This window comes from Collinsella aerofaciens (assembly GCF_964283865.1).
Lineage (GTDB): Bacteria > Actinomycetota > Coriobacteriia > Coriobacteriales > Coriobacteriaceae > Collinsella.
In genome coordinates, this window is the sequence record NZ_CAXYLS010000003.1 from 21,853 (window position 1) to 39,621 (window position 17,769).

15 protein-coding genes are annotated in these 17,769 nt (G+C 56.5%); 4 read left to right on the forward strand and 11 right to left on the reverse strand.

Annotation, left to right across the window (positions count from 1 at the left end):
- Positions 1 to 32: 32 nt before the first annotated feature.
- The gene (locus ACRX4W_RS02810; RefSeq protein ID WP_117798078.1) at positions 33 to 1,166 is read left to right on the forward strand and encodes a hypothetical protein; all 1,134 of its coding nucleotides are present in this window, start codon (positions 33 to 35) and stop codon (positions 1,164 to 1,166) included.
- A gap of 123 nt (positions 1,167 to 1,289) precedes the next feature.
- Here ACRX4W_RS02810 and ACRX4W_RS02815 read toward each other — a convergent pair whose 3' ends face one another.
- From ACRX4W_RS02815 to ACRX4W_RS02825, 3 genes are all read right to left on the reverse strand, one after another.
- Entirely contained in the window at positions 1,290 to 2,555 is a 1,266-nt protein-coding gene (locus tag ACRX4W_RS02815) for an MFS transporter (RefSeq protein ID WP_117635842.1), read from the reverse strand.
- 11 nt (positions 2,556 to 2,566) lie between these two features.
- Complete coding sequence (locus tag ACRX4W_RS02820) at positions 2,567 to 3,631, reverse strand: ornithine carbamoyltransferase (RefSeq protein WP_117635843.1); 1,065 nt, start codon at positions 3,629 to 3,631, stop codon at positions 2,567 to 2,569.
- 121 nt (positions 3,632 to 3,752) lie between these two features.
- Positions 3,753 to 4,991 (reverse strand): agmatine deiminase family protein, encoded by a 1,239-nt coding sequence (locus tag ACRX4W_RS02825; protein ID WP_117778961.1) that lies wholly within the window; start codon positions 4,989 to 4,991, stop codon positions 3,753 to 3,755.
- A 269-nt stretch (positions 4,992 to 5,260) separates the two neighbouring features.
- On the opposite strand from ACRX4W_RS02825, the gene ACRX4W_RS02830 reads away from it, so the two are divergent.
- On the forward strand, positions 5,261 to 5,794 hold the full coding sequence (locus ACRX4W_RS02830; RefSeq protein WP_233539224.1) for a TetR/AcrR family transcriptional regulator: 534 nt from the start codon (positions 5,261 to 5,263) through the stop codon (positions 5,792 to 5,794).
- A gap of 202 nt (positions 5,795 to 5,996) precedes the next feature.
- On the opposite strand, the gene ACRX4W_RS02835 is transcribed toward ACRX4W_RS02830, so the two are convergent.
- From ACRX4W_RS02835 to ACRX4W_RS02870, 8 genes are all read right to left on the reverse strand, one after another.
- Complete coding sequence (locus tag ACRX4W_RS02835; RefSeq protein WP_432299067.1) at positions 5,997 to 7,277, reverse strand: MFS transporter; 1,281 nt, start codon at positions 7,275 to 7,277, stop codon at positions 5,997 to 5,999.
- A gap of 159 nt (positions 7,278 to 7,436) precedes the next feature.
- Positions 7,437 to 10,691, reverse strand: a complete 3,255-nt coding sequence (locus ACRX4W_RS02840; protein WP_432299068.1) for an ABC transporter ATP-binding protein/permease — start codon at positions 10,689 to 10,691, stop codon at positions 7,437 to 7,439.
- Between the two features lie 111 nt (positions 10,692 to 10,802).
- On the reverse strand, positions 10,803 to 12,494 hold the full coding sequence (locus ACRX4W_RS02845) for an FAD-dependent oxidoreductase (protein WP_432299069.1): 1,692 nt from the start codon (positions 12,492 to 12,494) through the stop codon (positions 10,803 to 10,805).
- A 2-nt stretch (positions 12,495 to 12,496) separates the two neighbouring features.
- Positions 12,497 to 12,817, reverse strand: coding sequence for a rhodanese-like domain-containing protein (locus ACRX4W_RS02850; RefSeq protein ID WP_253056625.1), 321 nt, complete (start codon positions 12,815 to 12,817; stop codon positions 12,497 to 12,499).
- Positions 12,818 to 12,936: 119 nt separating this feature from the next.
- Positions 12,937 to 13,596, reverse strand: a complete 660-nt coding sequence (locus tag ACRX4W_RS02855) for a Crp/Fnr family transcriptional regulator (protein ID WP_346971964.1) — start codon at positions 13,594 to 13,596, stop codon at positions 12,937 to 12,939.
- 99 nt (positions 13,597 to 13,695) lie between these two features.
- Positions 13,696 to 14,658, reverse strand: coding sequence for a redoxin domain-containing protein (locus tag ACRX4W_RS02860; RefSeq protein ID WP_117583291.1), 963 nt, complete (start codon positions 14,656 to 14,658; stop codon positions 13,696 to 13,698).
- 35 nt (positions 14,659 to 14,693) lie between these two features.
- On the reverse strand, positions 14,694 to 15,605 hold the full coding sequence (locus ACRX4W_RS02865; protein WP_055252400.1) for a 4Fe-4S binding protein: 912 nt from the start codon (positions 15,603 to 15,605) through the stop codon (positions 14,694 to 14,696).
- On the reverse strand, positions 15,598 to 15,744 hold the full coding sequence (locus ACRX4W_RS02870; protein WP_197032826.1) for a CD1871A family CXXC motif-containing protein: 147 nt from the start codon (positions 15,742 to 15,744) through the stop codon (positions 15,598 to 15,600). Before ACRX4W_RS02870 ends, ACRX4W_RS02865 begins: the two co-directional genes overlap by 8 nt.
- Before the next feature lie 89 nt (positions 15,745 to 15,833).
- Between ACRX4W_RS02870 and ACRX4W_RS02875 the strand changes: the two genes are divergently transcribed.
- The gene (locus ACRX4W_RS02875) at positions 15,834 to 16,508 is read left to right on the forward strand and encodes a response regulator transcription factor (RefSeq protein ID WP_055252402.1); all 675 of its coding nucleotides are present in this window, start codon (positions 15,834 to 15,836) and stop codon (positions 16,506 to 16,508) included.
- On the forward strand, positions 16,505 to 17,653 hold the full coding sequence (locus tag ACRX4W_RS02880; RefSeq protein ID WP_055252403.1) for a HAMP domain-containing sensor histidine kinase: 1,149 nt from the start codon (positions 16,505 to 16,507) through the stop codon (positions 17,651 to 17,653). The genes ACRX4W_RS02875 and ACRX4W_RS02880 overlap by 4 nt, the downstream gene beginning before the upstream one ends.
- The last annotated feature ends 116 nt before the right edge of the window (positions 17,654 to 17,769 follow it).

The following is a 17,769-nucleotide window of genomic DNA, read 5'->3' on the forward strand; positions in this document are numbered from 1 at the left end:
CGCAACGACCGTTACGACACCAAGGACCAGCCATGGCAACAATTTCCGAACAAGAACGCAAGCGTATCCAGCGATACTGCATCTATCCCAAGATTGCCGGTGCAGCGCTTGCCATGGCGTTCGTGCTGCCTTTTTTGATCATTCCCTTCGAAATGATCGACGATATCGTCTTCCATCACGAAGGCTTCCAAGAGACGGGCATGATGACCGCCTTGGCGCTCACTGCCATCGAGCTCGTCATATTCTGCTACTGCGCGCTCGCGCCGCGCTTTGGCATGCGCGGCAAGCAGTGGAAGGAAATGCAGCACCGACTCGTCGTCGAGCAGACCGAGAAAGACCGCTCGGCACAAATCGCAGGCGTTATCGGTACGCAGGCTGCCGCGCGCCTGCTTAAGAACAGCGATAACGCGACCGTGCGCAACCTGGGCGGCGCGGCAGAAGTCGCCGCTGCCGTAGGCGCCGTCGCCACCGCAGCGGACGTACTTACCGAAAGCTATGCCAACGCAAAGGCCATGGCGGAGGCCTATAGCGTGCCTATCCCCCGTGCAAAAAAGTGGATCATCGCACTTGTGGCGCTGCCCCTCGCAATCGTGTGCGGTGCTTATATCCCGCAGCTGGCACAGGGAAACATCGAGATGCAGGAGAATGCCGCGGCCGCGGCCGAGCAGATCGCCATCGCCCGCAAGACGCTAGAGCCCGCATGCGAGTACGTGTCCGCCGATGACCCCTACGAGCGATATCAAGATTACGGCTATCATGTCCGCGGCTATCTGCACGAAGGCGACTCCGACGCCCAGAAGACCTATACGTATCTGGACTTTGACAACAAGGGAACGCTCAAGGAAGTGAGTTACATAGCAGAGATCGACCCCGACGCGAGCCTTGAGGACAACCTCGCCCGCATCGAGCTCGACTTGGACGAACTTTCCTCTGTCGTCCAAACCGTAGACGTCAAGACCATGAGTCCCGAGCTCCTAGCACCGCAAAAGCTCCCCGAAGAGTTTAGGCAGGCTTTTTTGAACGGTTCGCTCTACGAGAGAATCTCCATCAGGACGAGTGACAACCCCATCAAAACGTACTATTCGTTTGACACGGAGCCCGAGGACGAGTTTGACGAGTACACCCATCCAAGCATCCGTATCACGTTGGTGGGCAAAACGAGCTAGGCGCCCAATGTGACAAAGGGACTGTCCCTTTGTCACATTCCATGAAAAAGGGCACCGGCGTTAGCCGATGCCCTAAAGCTGCTGCAGATTAACTCCTACAGCGTATGACTAAGACGAATCGAACTATTCGTCCCAAGAGAGGCTCTTACCAGTCTTCTTTGCCAGCAGCAAGAACAGACCGATGATGACGTTGCATGCAATACAGAAGATGAATACGCCCTGGAAGGAGCCGACAAGCTCGTATACCTTCATCATGACGGGCATGCCAAAGGCGCCGACGATATAGCCCACGGAGCAGATGAGCGCGAAGATGCGACCAAAGTCACGGGAGCCAAAGACGTCCATCACCAAAACGGTCAGAGCGGTGCCGGCGATGACGTACATGACGTCGTTAACACCGGCAGCAAGAATGCTGAGCGTCGAGTTGCCGCTGCTCATCATGAGCATGACAAAGGAGAGAATCGAGACGGCGAGCCAGCTCAGAATGGCCTTGGTGCTGCCAAACTTATCGCAAGTGGTACCGACGATCGGGTTGAGGAACAGGTCGAACAGCGATGCGGCGGAAACCATGAAGCCACCCACCATGGGGCTAAAGCCGACCTCGGCGGCATAGGTGGGGAACAGCTGGTTCATGCAGCAAGTAAGCTGAACGAGGCAGAGGAAGCCGATGCAGAAAAAGAATGCAGGCGACTTAATAGCGCGTGCGTAGCTAACGCCACGTGCACTATCCTCGGTCGTCTCCTCGGTCTCGGCGACCGTCTCGCCTTCGACATAGCCATAGGGCAGCATGCCCTTGTCCTGGGGCTTATAGCGGATAATCAGGATGGAAGCGGGAAGAATGAGCACGGCGGAGACGCCAGCGAGCACCAGATAACCAGTCCTCCAGCCAGCAGCCTCAATGACAGAGGTGATGACGGGACTCATGATGAGCATGTAAATCGAGTTCACTGCCCAAGCGAGACCAATTGCCAGGCCGCCAGATTTTTTGAACCACTGGTCAATAACATCGGACATGGCGACGCCGGTAGTGAAGGCGAAGCAAACGCCAATCAAAGCACCAGCTGCGATGAACATCCAGACTTCGGTGTAGAAGGCCATGCCTGCGCCAGCGGCGAGCAGAATAAGCTCGACGACGGGGAGCCAAAACTTGCCAACAACCTTGGGGATGAGTTTTCCGACAAACGGAAGAGCCGCTGCAAGACCAATGAGCGTTGCAGTGAAGTAATACGAGAAGATGGAGTAGTCAAATCCGAACTCCTCGCACACGGGCGCGACGAAGGAGCCAGCGATTACGCTATAGGATCCGGTCGTACCGGCAGACATGAGGCCGAGCGCGATCACGAGAACCCATGCGTAAACCTTGCTGCTCTTTAACTTTGCATTTTCCATTGATACAGCTCCTAGAGACCCAGAAGGGCGCACATAACGGCCTTAATGGTGTGCTGACGGTTCTCTGCCTCACGGAAGATGACCGACGCGTTGGCCTCAAAGCACTCGTCCGCAATCTCAAAGCCCTCGGTGATGATTTCACGATGCAGGTCGTTCTTGCACTGGTCGAGCAACATCTTGCCAACGCGGTGATTTGCGTTGTGAACAGAGGGGAGCTCGTGCATGCAGAAGATGTCGGGGTTGTTGGTGCGCTTGCACAGCTCACTGGTGACGCGATAGGGGTACAGGGACTCGGCGTCGCCAAGCCAAGAGTTGTAGTCGTCGGGGTCCAGAACCTCGTCGCCGCACTCGGGGTTGATGTAGCGCCACTCCTCGGTAACGATTACGTCGACACCGTCCAGAGCATCAAGGTCAGAGGTGATGGTGAAGGTCCTGTTAGGCGCGTACTTGGCGTAGCAGGCCTCAACCTCCTCGATCATTTCCTTGCACATCTGGTGACGGAGGTCGTCGGGGCCGATGGCGAGGAAGTCCATGTCGAGCATCGCGCACAGACGGCCATACCACACGGGAGCGCCGGCGCAGTTGCCAACGAAGGCCATCTTCTTGCCACGGCTCGTGCGCAGACCACCCCACTGCTCCTCCATCGTGAGAGCGTCAGCGAGCATCTGGGTCGGGTGATCGCCGAGGGTGAGGGCATTGATGACTGGAATATCGACCAAGTCGGCGACATCATAGAGGAACTGCTCGTCCTTTTGTGCACGATAGACAATGAGATCATACATGCCGTTGAAGACGCGCATGGCATCCTCGATGGTCTCGCAATCGCCCATGTGGGAGTTGGTCAGATAGGTGAAGCCCATGCCCAGGTCGTTGCAAGAGGTCTCAAAGGCGCAACGAGTGCGGGTCGAGCCCCACTCAAAGTTGGCGAGAACGTTCTTGCCGGGGAAGTAGCGCTGGTCGACACCGGACTTTTTCTGGGCCTTGAGGTTCCAGGCAAGATCGATGAGGTAACGGAAATCCTCAGAGGAAAGATCGTGGATGTTGAGGTAGTCGCGACCGCGAAGGCTGTTGTTCATGCCTATTTCCTTTCAATTGTTTGATGGGTAAGTGTCGAATGCGCCCCCGAGGGAAACACGGATATCCCTCGGGGACTGTAAATGTGGCGCTTGGATCAGGCAGCGCAAGTTTAAGAACTTGCTAGCAGCTGGCGGCCACGTCCTTGGTCCAGCAGTGCACGCCGCCGCCGGACAGGTTAAGCGCGAGAGAGTCGATCATGATGACCTTGCGATCGGGGAAGCAGCTCTCAAGAACCGCCTTGGCCTGCTCGTCCTTCTCCTTCACGACTTCGCTCATGCCTTCGTGGTAATAACGCTGGCCAAGAACGACGCCGTTGCAGATGAGGAAGTTGCAGTAGCTTGCTGCGGCATAAAAGTGAACGGGGCCTTCGGGCCAAGGGGTGCCATCCATGAACTTGCCGCCCATTTCGTCGATGAAGCCCTTATACAGCTCGTAGTCCTCGTCGCCGGGGGCGATGACAACCTCGATCGGCTCGGCAGTGGGCATGCGGACGATTTCGAAGGGCTTGCCCTCCCAGTCCGTCTCGGCGCGTAGAATCTCGTAGGCGGCGTCGATGCGACGACGCGATTCCGCGCCCGCCTTGCTCGAGGCGGCCTCCTCATCGGATACCTCGGCAAGAAGAATCTTGTTCGGGGTGATAAAGCGGCACATCTCATCGATGTGGGCGGCGAAGCTCATGCCGAAGACAGGAGTTCCATCCTCCTTCTCGTCGAGGATGCCCAGTCGATAGTCGTCGTCCTCAAGCATAGGCTGCGGCAGCCAGATAACCTTGTTGAGGTTGTAGATGCGCTTGTACTCGGCCTCCACTTCCTCTTTTGAGAACTCGGGATTGCGCTTGCGGCATTCCGTGTCCTCGATGGCGATCAGGGTGCCGTGACCGTCAAACTCGCGGTCGCCGCCCTCCGAAACCATTTCGGAATTGACGATATCGAAGCACCCGAGCGCAACCGCCATGTGAACAGCTGCCCTGCGTGCGGACTGGCACTCTGGGGAGTTCTTGTCCCACACGCCATAATAGGTCCAAGCGGGGTTGACCATATAGGAATGGCCTTCGTCGTCGACCATGATGCTGGGGCCGTTGTCGCGAACGTAGAAGTTGGAGTCTTCGAACTGCGTAATCTGGATACGGTCGAGATCCACCCCTTCTTCTTTAAGGCGCGAGCAGGCTTCCTCGTAGGAGCCGGGGGTGCCACAGTTGAGGTTGACCGTAACATCGCCATACTCAAGCAAAGCTTTAATTACGTCAACGCAGGGCTGGCGATTATCGAAGCCCTCTGCGCGAATGTAATCGGGAAGCCATGTCACATAGACGTTGGAGCGCTTCTCAAACTCGCCCGGCATACGATAGTTCTCGTACATGGTTGGTCCTTCCGTCGGGTTTCCCGCAATGCTGTCCGGCCGCGACAATAGCGGGGTTACACCAGCTATAGTACTACTATACCTACCGTTCGGTAGGTGTTTTTGTATAATTGCCATTCGCCTGTCGATACCTACCGTTCACCGTTTATAGTGGTCGTGTTTGGACACGAATTGATGTTCCGTTGCCATTCTTAATAATGTTGGCAATGCGGAAGTGATTTGCAATGGAGAAGTGAAGCGTGAGCACAAAGGGAAAAGTATTGGACGCAATGTATGATCTTGTGGCAGAAGTCGGTTACGACAAGGCGTCCATTGGAAAAATCTGCGACCGTGTCGGTATATCCAAGCCATCGGTGTACTACTACTTTCCCTCTAAAGAGGATATTTTCACCACGCTCTTAGATAGTATGTTTCCGACTATCGACTATCAGCGCGACTACTCGCTAATAGTCGATAGGGACGGATTCAAGGCGGCGCTTATCGAGCTCGGCAATTCGGTTATAGGTGGCTATCGTAGTGATGAAAAGCGCCGTCGCGTGCTGGCCGAGGTCAGTATTCAGGCAAATCGAATCCCTGCAGTTCAGGAACGTCAGGCAACGGCGATCAACCGAACTATGGACGCGCTTAAAGACATCCTTCTCCATGGCCTAGAAATTGGCGCGTTTTCCGATGAAACAGACGTCATGCTGTACGTGCAGATTCTTTACACCGTACTTGAGGGAGCGAGCAATACCGTTGCCCAAGATGAAGACATCGATGAAAAGGCTGTTTGGGCAGGGATCGTCGAACTCATGTTTAAATAGGCGCGTAATAACAGAGGCACCTTGGCAAGCGCGATGCGACGACTTGCGGGGTCGCGGAATGGTTCGAAACCCGTGTTCGCGATGATTGCAAAAGTTGTTGAATAGAAATTGGGGCCGATTCCAGCTATGTTGGAATCGGCCCCAATTTCGTTTTAACTTGCGGAGACAAATGACAGGGCTGAAGGGCAGTTCGTTGGTCAGGTTATTTCGCGGTAGTCTTATTGAGGAGACCGGAAACTAAAGCAAATGTCGCAATCAGAAGGTTGCAGATGATACAGAAGACGAATACTCCTTGGAAAGACCCTGCCATACCGTAAACCTTCATCATGACTGGCATTCCGAAAGCTCCGACAACATAGCCCGCTGAGCAAATAATCGAATAGATCCTTCCAAAATCGCGTGATCCGAAGAGCGAGAGGAGAATCATCGGCATTGCAGTTCCAACGATGGCGAACATGACGTCGTTTACGCCGGCCGCGATGATGGAAACGGTCTCGTTGCTTCCGCCAAAGATGAGAAGTAGGAATGAAAGAATGCTGACTCCCGTCCATGCGACCGTTGCTTTAATAGCACCGAGCTTGTCGCATGTTTTGCCTACGAAGGGATTTAGGAAAATAGCGGAGAGCGAGGCCGCCGAAACCATTAGGCTTCCCACGATGGGATTGAAGCCGACCTCGCTTGCATAGGTCGGGAACAGCTGGTTCATGCAGCAGGTGAGTTGCGCCACGCAGAGCAGAAGGGCACAGAGAATAAAAGATGGCGTTTTCGCGGCATCGCGGAGCGCCATGCCCGAAGAGACATCTTCCTTTTCATCGGCGCTGTAGCTCTCATGGGTTTCGGAGGTAGTCTCTCCGTACGGAAGCATATTGCGATCAGAAGGCTTAAGGCGAATGATAAATGCGCTTGTGGGCAATATCATGGCTGCAGAAACGGCCGCAAGTACGATGTAACCCGTACGCCAGCCTTGCTGCTCGATGACCAGTGTAATGACAGGACTCAATAGCAGCGTGCAGAGAGAATTAACGCCCCACGCAAGGCCGATGGCAAGACCAGACGATTTACTGAACCATTGGTCAATGACATCGGACATGCAGACACCCGTTGTGAACGAAAAGCAGATGCCGATCACTGCGGCGGAGACGATGAACATCCAGACCTCGGTGTAGAACGCCATTGCGGCGCCGGCGGCAATAAGGACGAGTTCAACGCAAATATGCCATGGTTTGCCGATTACTTTTGGAATGAAACGACTCAAAAGCGGAAGCCCAAGCGCAAGGCCAAGAAGAATCGCGGTGAAATAGAAAGAGAAAGAAGTGTAGTCAAAGCCCAGGTCTTCACATACAGGAGCGATGAATGAGCCGGCAATGATGCTGTAGGTGCCGGTTGTTCCCGCAGACATTAAACCGAGCGCAATAACGACAATCCAAGCAAATGCGCCGCTCTCACGGGGGCGGTCCTTTTCGGCTGGTGCGATGAGAGTCATGGTTACTCCGTTTCTATCGGCAATGCAACCTATATGCCTACCGATAGGTATATAAAGATGGAGATTCTTCGTCAAGTGTTAAGCGGGGAGCGGGGACCCTTAACGTGCCGAACGGTAATTGGGCCCCCAATGTGACAAAGGGACTGCCCCTTTGTCACATTATTCGGAGCGTAGGGCTTCCACAGGGTCTTTCTTGGATGCGCTGCGAGCCGGCAGCAGGCCGGCAACGACCGTCAGCAGCACCGAAATTACAATGAGCATCAGCGCGTCTTGAACGGGCAGGCTCATCAGGTTGGGCACCTGCTTGGCCGCAAGCGCCCAGGCATTAACCGGAAAGCTCACGGCCACCACGACGACAATGGCAAAGACGCCGGCAATGAGGCCTTCGATAAAGGTCTCGGCATTAAATACGTTTGCCACGTTGCGCTTTGACGCGCCGATCGCGCGCAGGATGCCAATCTCCTTTTTGCGCTCCAGCACGCTGATGTAGGTGATGATGCCGATCATGATGGAGCTCACCACCAAACTGATACTCACGAATGAGATGAGCACCAAGCTGATGGTGTTCACGATGTCGGTCACCGAGCCCATGATGATGCCCATGTAGTCGGTATACGAGATTGCCTGCTCATCGTGACCAGCGGCTTTGACCTGCTTGTTGTACGCATCGATGTAATCGAGCACGCGCTCCTTGGCCTCAAAGTCGCGCGGGAAAATCTTGACCGAAATGGGGTCCGCCTCGTCCGCATAGCCCAACGTGGTCAGATTGTTGTCGTAGGTGAGCTTCGACGCCTTGGCATAGCTCATCATGAGCGAGCTCAGGTCCTCGGCGTCCATGTTGAAGTGGATGGCACGAGCAAAGGCGCCCGCATCCACGCGCATGGCGCTCGCCAGGTTGGCAAAACTCGAAGACATCTGCGTCGCCATTTGGTCCATGAGCCCTGCCGCGCCCGACTTGAGCTGGGACGATACGGTCGTCGCAATCTGTTCGCTAATTGTCTTCATCACCTGATCCATAGCCTGCTGCAGATACGGAGCCAGCTGCTTTTGTACATAGTCGGTCATCGCCTGCTGCAGGCGCTCGGCCAGGGCATCGCCGCCGAGCGCTTTGAGCTGGGCCAGGATTTGCTGGGCTGCGGCATCATGCTCAAGATACGCCGAGAATGCGGCAGCAAGCTTTGACGCATCCTTAAGATCTTCGGGTGACAGCGCCTTAAACTGATCAGAGCGCATAAAGCCCTCAAACAGCTGGTTGGCAAGTGCTCCCACCTGCTGCATTTGCTCAGGCGTGAGCTCAAGACCATCAAAGATGCCCGAGAAATCTGGGGCCGGCGCTTTGGCCATGATGTCACTAAAGTCGATGTCCCTCCCAACACCCGAAAGGTCAATGTCCAGCCCGGACAAGTCGAGACCAGAAAGGTCCATACCGCCGGCTGCGCCCGAGAGCGCAGACGTATCGAGTGAGAACGCGCTCTTCAGTGCCGCCTCGTCTACGCTGAACATGCTGCCCAGATCAACGCCTTGCTTGGCCTCGCCTTGCAGCTCATCAAAGGTTTTACCCGTAAAGACATCCGTCTCGGGGCGGGCAAGCTGCTCCTGCACGATCTGCGAATCGGCAGCGCGCTCCATAAGCTGGCGAGTCAGCGCATGCGTGTAGGCAATGCCCGGGGACAATGCACTCGCGTTAGCCGTCTCGTTGGGTCGCACCACGCCCACAATGCGCACGTCGATACCGTCAGCAACCTTGGACGCCATAAAGTCGGCATCTCCAGACATGTCAGTCCACATGCCGGTCTCTTCGTTTTTGCGATAGGCATCGGCCGGCGACAACACCTTAAATGTCGTGGACAGCGCATCGTCGTAGGTAAAGTCGGTGCCGATCTCGGGCGTCTCGACCTTGCCGTCGGCCGTCATGGCGCTGTTGACCAGGTCATTGAGCTCATCGATATCCAGCGCACCGATGCTGTAGAGCGTGTAGTCGCCCACCGTGCCGCGGCTCGAAAGTACCATCACGGCTTCGTTGGCAGACGTGGGCCAATGGCCGGCGACGACATCGTACTGGCTGTCGAGCAGGCTCTGGTCGTCAATCATCTCGTTAAAGACCGAGGTTCCCATGGAATCCATGCTCACCGTTGCCGCCGAACTTGCGCCGCCGCTCATGGCCTCGGTCATAGCGTTGGGCACCAGCCGGACAGGCTTCTCATCGCCCTTGCCCGCACGATAGACAACCGGCGTCACGCCGTAGCCGTACTGGATAGCGTTGACCTCTTTATTGATACCGTCGCCGTCGTCGTCAAGCCATGCCTTAAAGCTTGTCATATCGTTAGATTTAACACTTGCGAACATGTCCTTTACGGCTGTGACCACAGGGATCTTGTCGGTTCCCTTAGCTTTGCCACCGGTAGCGTCATCGGACGAGCCCTCGCCCTTGGACGCCTCCTCATCGGTAGCCCCATGGCCGCCCATCATGGACGACAGGTCGTAGTCTTGTTTGGAAATCGTCAGCGGGTAGCTCGAGAGCGTGTCCTCCTCGACCTTTTTGATGTAGTCGTTTACGCCGTTGGACAGCGCCAGGATCGCCGCAATGCCGATAATGCCAATCGAGCCCGCAAAGGCCGTCATGGCCGTGCGACCCTTCTTGGTCATGAGGTTTCGGGCAGAAAGCCCCAGCGCCGTCACAAAGCTCATCGAGGTTTTGCGCGTGGGCTTGGCCTCGCGACGCGCGGCCTCGGCAGCATCAAAGGGATCTGAATCGTCGGTGATCTTGCCGTCCGCCAGGGTGACGATGCGCGTGGCGTACTTGTACGCCAGCTCGGGATTGTGCGTGACCATGATGACCAGACGGTCGCGCGCAACGTCCTTGAGCAAATCCATGACCTGCACGGATGTCGTTGAGTCCAAGGCGCCGGTCGGCTCGTCAGCCAGCACAATCTCGGGATCGTTGATCAGGGCGCGGGCAATAGCCACGCGCTGCATCTGTCCGCCCGAAAGCTGGCTCGGACGCTTGTTAATGTGCTCGTCCAGGCCGACTTTCTCCAACGCCTCGCGCGCACGCTGGCGACGCTCGGCATGCCCCACGCCCGTGAGCGTAAGCGCCAGCTCCACGTTTTCCAAAATGGTCTGATGCGGAATGAGGTTATAGCTCTGGAACACAAAGCCGATGCGGTTGTTGCGGTAGGCATCCCAATCGCGATCGTGAAAGTCCTTGGTCGAAATACCGTCGATCAGCAGGTCGCCAGAATCAAAGTGGTCGAGTCCGCCGATAACGTTGAGCAGCGTGGTCTTGCCCGAACCTGAGGGACCCAGAATGGCCACGAACTCGTTATCGCGAAAAGCCAGGCTTACGTTGTCGAGCGCCACCTGCGTAAACGACTGCGTAACGTACCTTTTGCAAATTCCTTTGAGTTCCAGCATGGACGGCAACCTCTCCTGCGCAGGCACCCCGCCCGCTCTCCTCCGCCGTTCGTATTCGACGCGTTTGTCCTACTCTATCTTGTCATTGTCATACACGCCGCTCAAAAGGCCTTACTTTTCCAATCCACACGGCATCACGTTATCGCTACCGCGATGGTCTTTAGTCACAGCAGCAAAGAAGCGATAGCCACCCGAGAAGTTATAGCAGTCAAAACCGTACTGAGCGAGGATGCGGCAGCCAATGTAGCTGCGAAGACCACTTTGGCAAATAACATAAACAGGCTTTGTCACGTCAAGCTCCCCCAAGCGAGCACGCAAGTCATCGACGGGAATGTTCACAAAGCCGTCGATATGTCCGCGGTCATACTCGCCAACCATACGGACATCGAGCAGCTGCACACTACCATCGCGCGGCAGATCCGATTCCTGCTCCCAATGCCACTGCTTGAGCATGCCCGAGCCCACGTTTTCGATCATAAAACCGGCCATGTTCACCGGGTCTTTCGCCGAAGAATATGGCGGCGCATACGCCAAATCCAAATCCTTGAGCTTATCGGCCCGAATACCGGCCTGAATTGCCGTCGCCAGCACATCGATGCGCTTGTCCACGCCATCGATGCCCACAATCTGCGCGCCCAGCAGACGCAAGGTTTCCCTCTCAAACACAACTTTCATGGTCATGGGCGTGGCCCCGGGATAATAACCCGCATGCGATCCAGGTGACAGCACGACGTTCTCGCAATCGATTCCCGCCGCACGCGCTGCCTTCACAGAAAGGCCCGTGCTCGCAGCTGTCAAGTCGAACACTTTGATTACCGAAGAACCCAGCGAGCCCTGATAGCGACTGCCTAAGCCACAAATCACGTCGGCGACGATACGTCCCTGCTTATTAGCGGGGCCTGCAAGGGAAATCACCGCGTCTTCGCCCGTCACCTGATGCTTGACCTGCACGGCATCACCCACGGCATATACGTCAGGAGCAGACGTCTCCATGCGGTCGTTCACCACAATGGAGCCCTTGATGCCCAGTTCGATACCAGCTTTCTTTGCCAAATGGCTCTCGGGCGCAACGCCGATAGCGAGTAGCACCATATCGGCCATAATGGAATCATCGCCCGCCACATGTGTGACCACACGGCCATCGGCCTCCTCAAAGCCCGTAACGTCGGCACGAAGGCGCAGGTCAATGCCATGCTCGCGGACCTCTGCATGAAGCAGCGTCGCCATGTCGTAGTCCAGGTTGTTCATCAGCTGCCCGGGGCGCTGCAAAAGCGTCACCTCGAGACCCAAGTCACGCAGGTTCTCGGCAGCCTCAACACCGATAAAGCCGCCACCGATCACCACGGCACTCCTCGGCTCATGCTCTTGCACATAACCATGAATGTGCAGCGTGTCCTCTACCGTTCGAAGGCTAAAGATCTTATCCAAATCGATTCCCGGAAGAGCGGGGCGAATGGGATGCGCGCCTGGCGAAAGAATCAGCTTGTCATACGTCTCGACAAATTCCTCGCCCGTCAGCATATTGCGAACCTCGACCGTATGCGAATCGGGATGGATGGCAAACACCTCGTGACTCGTCTTGACCGCAATGCGAAAGCGATCCCAAAAGCCCTTGGGAGACTGCAGCGTCAATGCACTCTCTTCTTCTATCACGCCGCCAATGTAGTACGGAAGCCCACAGTTGGCATACGATACAAAACCCGTGCGCTCAAAGATGACAATTTGGGCCTGCTCGTCGAGCCTGCGCAAACGTGCCGCCGCCGATGCGCCGCCCGCGACGCCTCCAACGATAACCACCTTCATAGCTAACGCACCACCTTTCCCGTATAGCCGCTTATGCCGCCGATATTCTTGACACTGCCATACCCAGAACGCTTAAGAAAACTCACAGCTTGGTTGCTTCGCGCACCACTCAGGCAATGCACGAAAAGCTGCGTGCCCTTGTCTGGATACAGCTCAAGCACCTGGTTGATACGATCGAGCGGAACGTTGACGCTGCCCGGAATGTGGCCCTGTCCATACTCGTCAGCACTCCTCACGTCGAGCAGCACCGCCCCCTTAGAAGCCTTCCATTCCTGGACGCCCACATTCATGTCCGGTCCTGCAAACAAATCAAACAATCCCATAGCGCACTCCTTTGCTGGTTGCTTTGGGCAAGTATGCCAAGGCACTGCGGTCGCGTTCTGTGACCAAGTCACCAAACGGAAAATATGTTGCCGACGGCAGATACAGCTGCGCGGTAGGTCTAGGCCAACCGTGCCAACCCATCTACATCACGCACGATAATCCGTCCGCGCCTAACCTCGATGAGCCCGTCCTGCGCAAGACGGCTCAGAGCGCGCGTCACCGCTTCGCGCGCAGAGTTGATGTCGCGTGCAAGCTCGTCTTGCGTTACGGCAACTTCTGCTGTGCCCGCAACTCGGCAATGCTCGAGCACGTAGCTGGCGACGCGCTGATCGAGACGCTTAAAGAGCATCTGCTGCAGCACGCATACCACCTGGGAGTAGCGCTTCACCTCAACCTGGAGCATAAAGGCCTTAACGTAGACATTATCGCGGGCGAGCTGGACGCACACGCTCGCAGGCACCACCAAAAGCGATGACCTGCGTGCTGCAACCACCATGGTGTCAAATGAAATCTGCTCGATAACGCACGAGGCCGTGGTGACACAGCACTCTCCGCAGCCAACCCTAAACAGCGTGACCTCCTTGCCTTCCTCGGAAAGCAGGCTCACGCGAATGTCACCTTCGATAATAAAGATAATGCCGGTGCAAGAATTTCCGCTGCTACCGATTATCTGCCCGGCATCAAAGGATCGCAGCGACGAGCGCTCTGCCACGAGCGTCTGCTCATCGGATGTAAGTTGTCCCCAAAACGGCAACCGCTCGACCATGCTGCCGACCATAGCCGCCCCCTTTCGACGTATACCCATGATGCTACCCCGAAGCAGAAAAAAAGAGTCGCTGTTTCCAGCGACTCCCCTTCAGTTGCCTGTCCCACGAATCTACTGTTCGCTCTTCGCGAGTGCCTGATCGATCAGTTTGTTGAGCGCCTCGCGCTGCTCAGCGGAGTTGATGCCGCCCATGATCGGCTCTCCCACAATGTTACCGTTCTGGTCGATCACGTAGGTGGTCGGGAACGAGTACAGGTTGGAGGTGAACTTTCCGGCCTCGCTGTCCGACTTAAACCAGATGTTCTTATACGTCACGCCCTTCTTGGAAAGCACGTCCTTGGCATCGGCCACCTCGTCTTTGTTGCCATCGAGCGTAAAGGAATTAACGCCCACGACCTGGCCGCCCTTCTCGGCAAGCTCCTTGTTGAGCTTCTCCAGATCGCCCAGCTCTCCCACGCACGGCTTGCAGGTGGTAAACCAGAAGTTCATGACGGTGACCTTGTTCTTGGAGAACAGCTCGTCGCTGTTTACATCGTTGCCGTCCAAGTCCTTGCCCTTAAAGCTGGGGAACTTCGTCTCCCCGCTCTCGCCGTTAGTCATGCCTGCGGTCGAGGCATCGACGCTCTCCCCCTCGCCGGGCGTGCTGCCGCATCCGGGGAACTCCTTCTCCAGCGCCATGAGCTTGTCCTCGATCTCCTTGACCTGCTGCGCGCCGGCCTTAAGCGTCTTAAGCTCGTCAGCCGCAAACTGATCCTTGGCGCCCTCGATGGTATCGAGCAAGAAGTCACCGTAGTTCTTGCCGTCCTCAATCATGGGAGTGTCTTTGTTGGCCGCAAGGAACACCTTTTCCCATAGGGCGTTATCGCTCGCAAAGATCTCGTTTTCCTTTTGCAGCAGCTGCTGGTACAGCTCGGCCGCCTCCTCGGCACTCGACGGCTTTTGCGCTATGAGCTCGGCAATCTGCGCATCGCCGCTCGTAGCACCCTTCGCGTCGCCCTTGGGGGCAGAGCACGCCGCGAGAGTCAGCGCCAGCACGGGCAGCATCAACAGAGCTGCAATTTTTGACAGTTTCATGGTTCCTCCGTTTATATCGAAACTTATATAGGTACCTATTTGTTTTCGCAGGCTTGCGTGGACTGCGCGGGTTTGTCGCCCGTCACACCCAGCCCATAGCGAAAGCTAATAGCATCGACGGGGCACGCGCCCACGCATTTGCCGCAACGAATGCACTCGGCATGGTCGGGCGTACGCGTAACGTCCACGTCCATTTGACACACCTTGGCGCACTTGCCGCACGAGACGCATTTGCACTGGTCAACCTGGATCCCCAGCAAAGACACCTTGTTCATGAGCGCATAAAATGCGCCGAGGGGGCAAATCCATTTGCAGAAGGGGCGATAGAACAGCACGCTCAGCACCGCAACCACAATGAGGATCGCGAGCTTCCAGGAAAAGAGCTTTCCCAGCGCGGAGCGGATTCCCACGTTCATGATGGACAGCGGAATCGCGCCCTCGAGCACACCTTGCGGGCAGATGTACTTGCAAAAGAACGGGTCGCCCATACCCACATCGTTAACCACCAAGACGGGCAGCAGCACCACGGCAAACAGCAGCACGGCATACTTGATGTACGTGAGCGGCTTGAGCTTTTTCGTGGAGAGCTTTTTGCTGGGAATCTTATGCAAAAGCTCTTGTAGCCATCCAAACGGGCACAAAAAGCCGCATACAAAACGTCCCAGCAGCACGCCGATCAGAATGAGCGTTCCGGTGACGTAATACGAGAAGCTAAACTTAGACGAGCCCACCACCGACTGAAACGACCCGATGGGGCACGCACCCGAGGCCGCTGGACACGAGTAGCAGTTGAGGCCCGGCACGCAGACGGCTTTGCCCGCTCCCTGGTAGATGCCGCCCTTGGCAAAGTTAGGCAGGTGAATATTGGTCGCAAGCGTCGCCGCCGCCTGAATCAATCCACGAAATCGCGCTAAAAGATGCGATGCAGTGTTTTTTCTTTTATCCAATTCCGATACACTCCAAGCACAGCCTGATTGCCTTGGCCAGCACGGCATCTGCCTCGCCGCGCATAATTCCAAAGCCAACCATGGCTACCCCAACGATCAGCAAAGCCACCTGCGCCACAGGCTTAATCGCTTTGAACAATCTGACCACTCCTTTCGTTTCGCGACCCATTGGACCATACCGACTATAAAATCCGTGTTAAGCGTGAATGATTATGCAAGGAGAACGTTATGCGCATCTTGGTCATCGAGGACGAGCGGGCGCTGTGCGATGCGATCGCACGCAGCCTGCGCAACTTGGCCTATAGCGTCGACTGCTGCTACGACGGGCAGCAGGCCCTCGATCTGCTCGATGTCGAGACCTTTGATCTTGTCGTGCTCGACCTCAATCTCCCCCATGTCGACGGCATGACCGTGCTCAGGCAACTCAGGACAGCTGATTGTGAGACCAAGGTGCTTGTGCTCTCGGCACGTGGCGAGGTCTCCGACAAGGTAGCGGGGCTCGATGCGGGCGCCAACGACTACCTCACCAAGCCGTTTCATCTTGACGAGCTTGCGGCAAGGATTCGCAGCCTTACCCTCAGACGCTTTACACAAAGCGACGTTGTTCTAACCTGTGGATCGCTGAGCTTTGACACCAAGGCGCGCCTCGCCACAGTGGGCGACGAGATCCTGTCCCTCACGCGCAAGGAGACCGGCATCTTGGAATACCTGATGCTTAACCAGGGGCGGCCGGTGAGCCAGGAGGAGCTCATCGACCACGTATGGGACAGCAGCGTCAACAGCTTTAGCAACGCGACCCGCGTGCACATCTCGTCGCTGCGCAAAAAGCTGCGCGGCGCGTTGGGGCACGACCCCATCCGCAACCGAATCGGCGAAGGCTACGTTATGGAGGATGGCAAATGAAGCGGTTGTCGCTGCAGTGGCGCATCACGTTGATGACGGCACTGCTGATATGTTCGACCTGCGTACTTATGAATTGCCTGGTTGGCTACTCCGGCATGCGCTACATGGACTCGATTGGTGCAGAAGCGTCGGCGCACAGCAAGGTGGAGGCGGCCTCGCCCAGCTCATTTGACCCGACAAACAAAGAGCTCGACGACGCGCTGACCATCGTCGTGAACGACGCCCAAGAATCGTTTGGCGCGACGAGCTGGTATATAACTGCGGCGGTGACGCTGCTCGGCGGCGTGCTGGCCTACTTTGTAAGCGGACATGCGCTGCGGCCGTTGCGCTTCTTTGCGACGCAAGTCGAGAGCGTGCGGCCCGACAACCTCGCCGACACAAAAATCAGCGAGGACGTGCCCTCTGAACTCAGGCGCTGCAGCGCGTCGTTTAACGACATGATTGCCCGCCTTGACGAGGGATTTTCCGCACAAAGACAGTTTACGGGCAATGCGGCGCACGAGCTGCGCACGCCACTTGCGCTCATGCAGGCCCAGGTCGAGCTGTTTTGCGCCGAGCACCCCGACGTCGACGCCGATACAGCGAGCCTGCTCGGGCTGCTGCAGGAGCAGACCGAGCGAATGACGCACATGACAAAGACCCTGCTCGAGATGAGCGAGCTGCGCAGTGTCCCTTGCAACGATGTGATTGACCTAGCGCCGATGATCGAAGAAGTGCTCACGGACCTGGCACCCCTTGCCGAGCAAAAAGACATCACGCTTACAAGTGAGGGCGACGCGCAAACGATCGGCAGCGACACGCTGATCTATCGGTTGCTGTTCAACTTGACCGAAAACGCCATACGCTATAGCGCGCCCAACTCGACCGTGCAAATCAACGCCTGCGCCGAAGGCGACCGCGTGCTGCTACGCGTGCGCGACCAGGGGCCGGGCATTCCCGAGCAATACCAGACGAGCATCTTTCAGCCCTTCTATCGCGTCGACAAATCGCGCAGCAGGGCATACGGCGGCGTGGGGCTGGGGCTTGCGCTGGTCTGGGAGATCGCCGCACTTCACGGCGGCTCCATCGAGGTCGAAAAGAGCTCGGAGCGCGGAACGACCATGCTCGTGACTCTTCCCACTCGCGCACTCGGCTCATTAAAATAACGAACGGGATGGCACGCCGCGTGGCGTACCATCCCGCACATAATATCGAGGATGTGACAAAGGGACTGTCCCTTTGTCACATCTGCTAGTTCTCGTCGCCTACCAGCTGAGTTAGC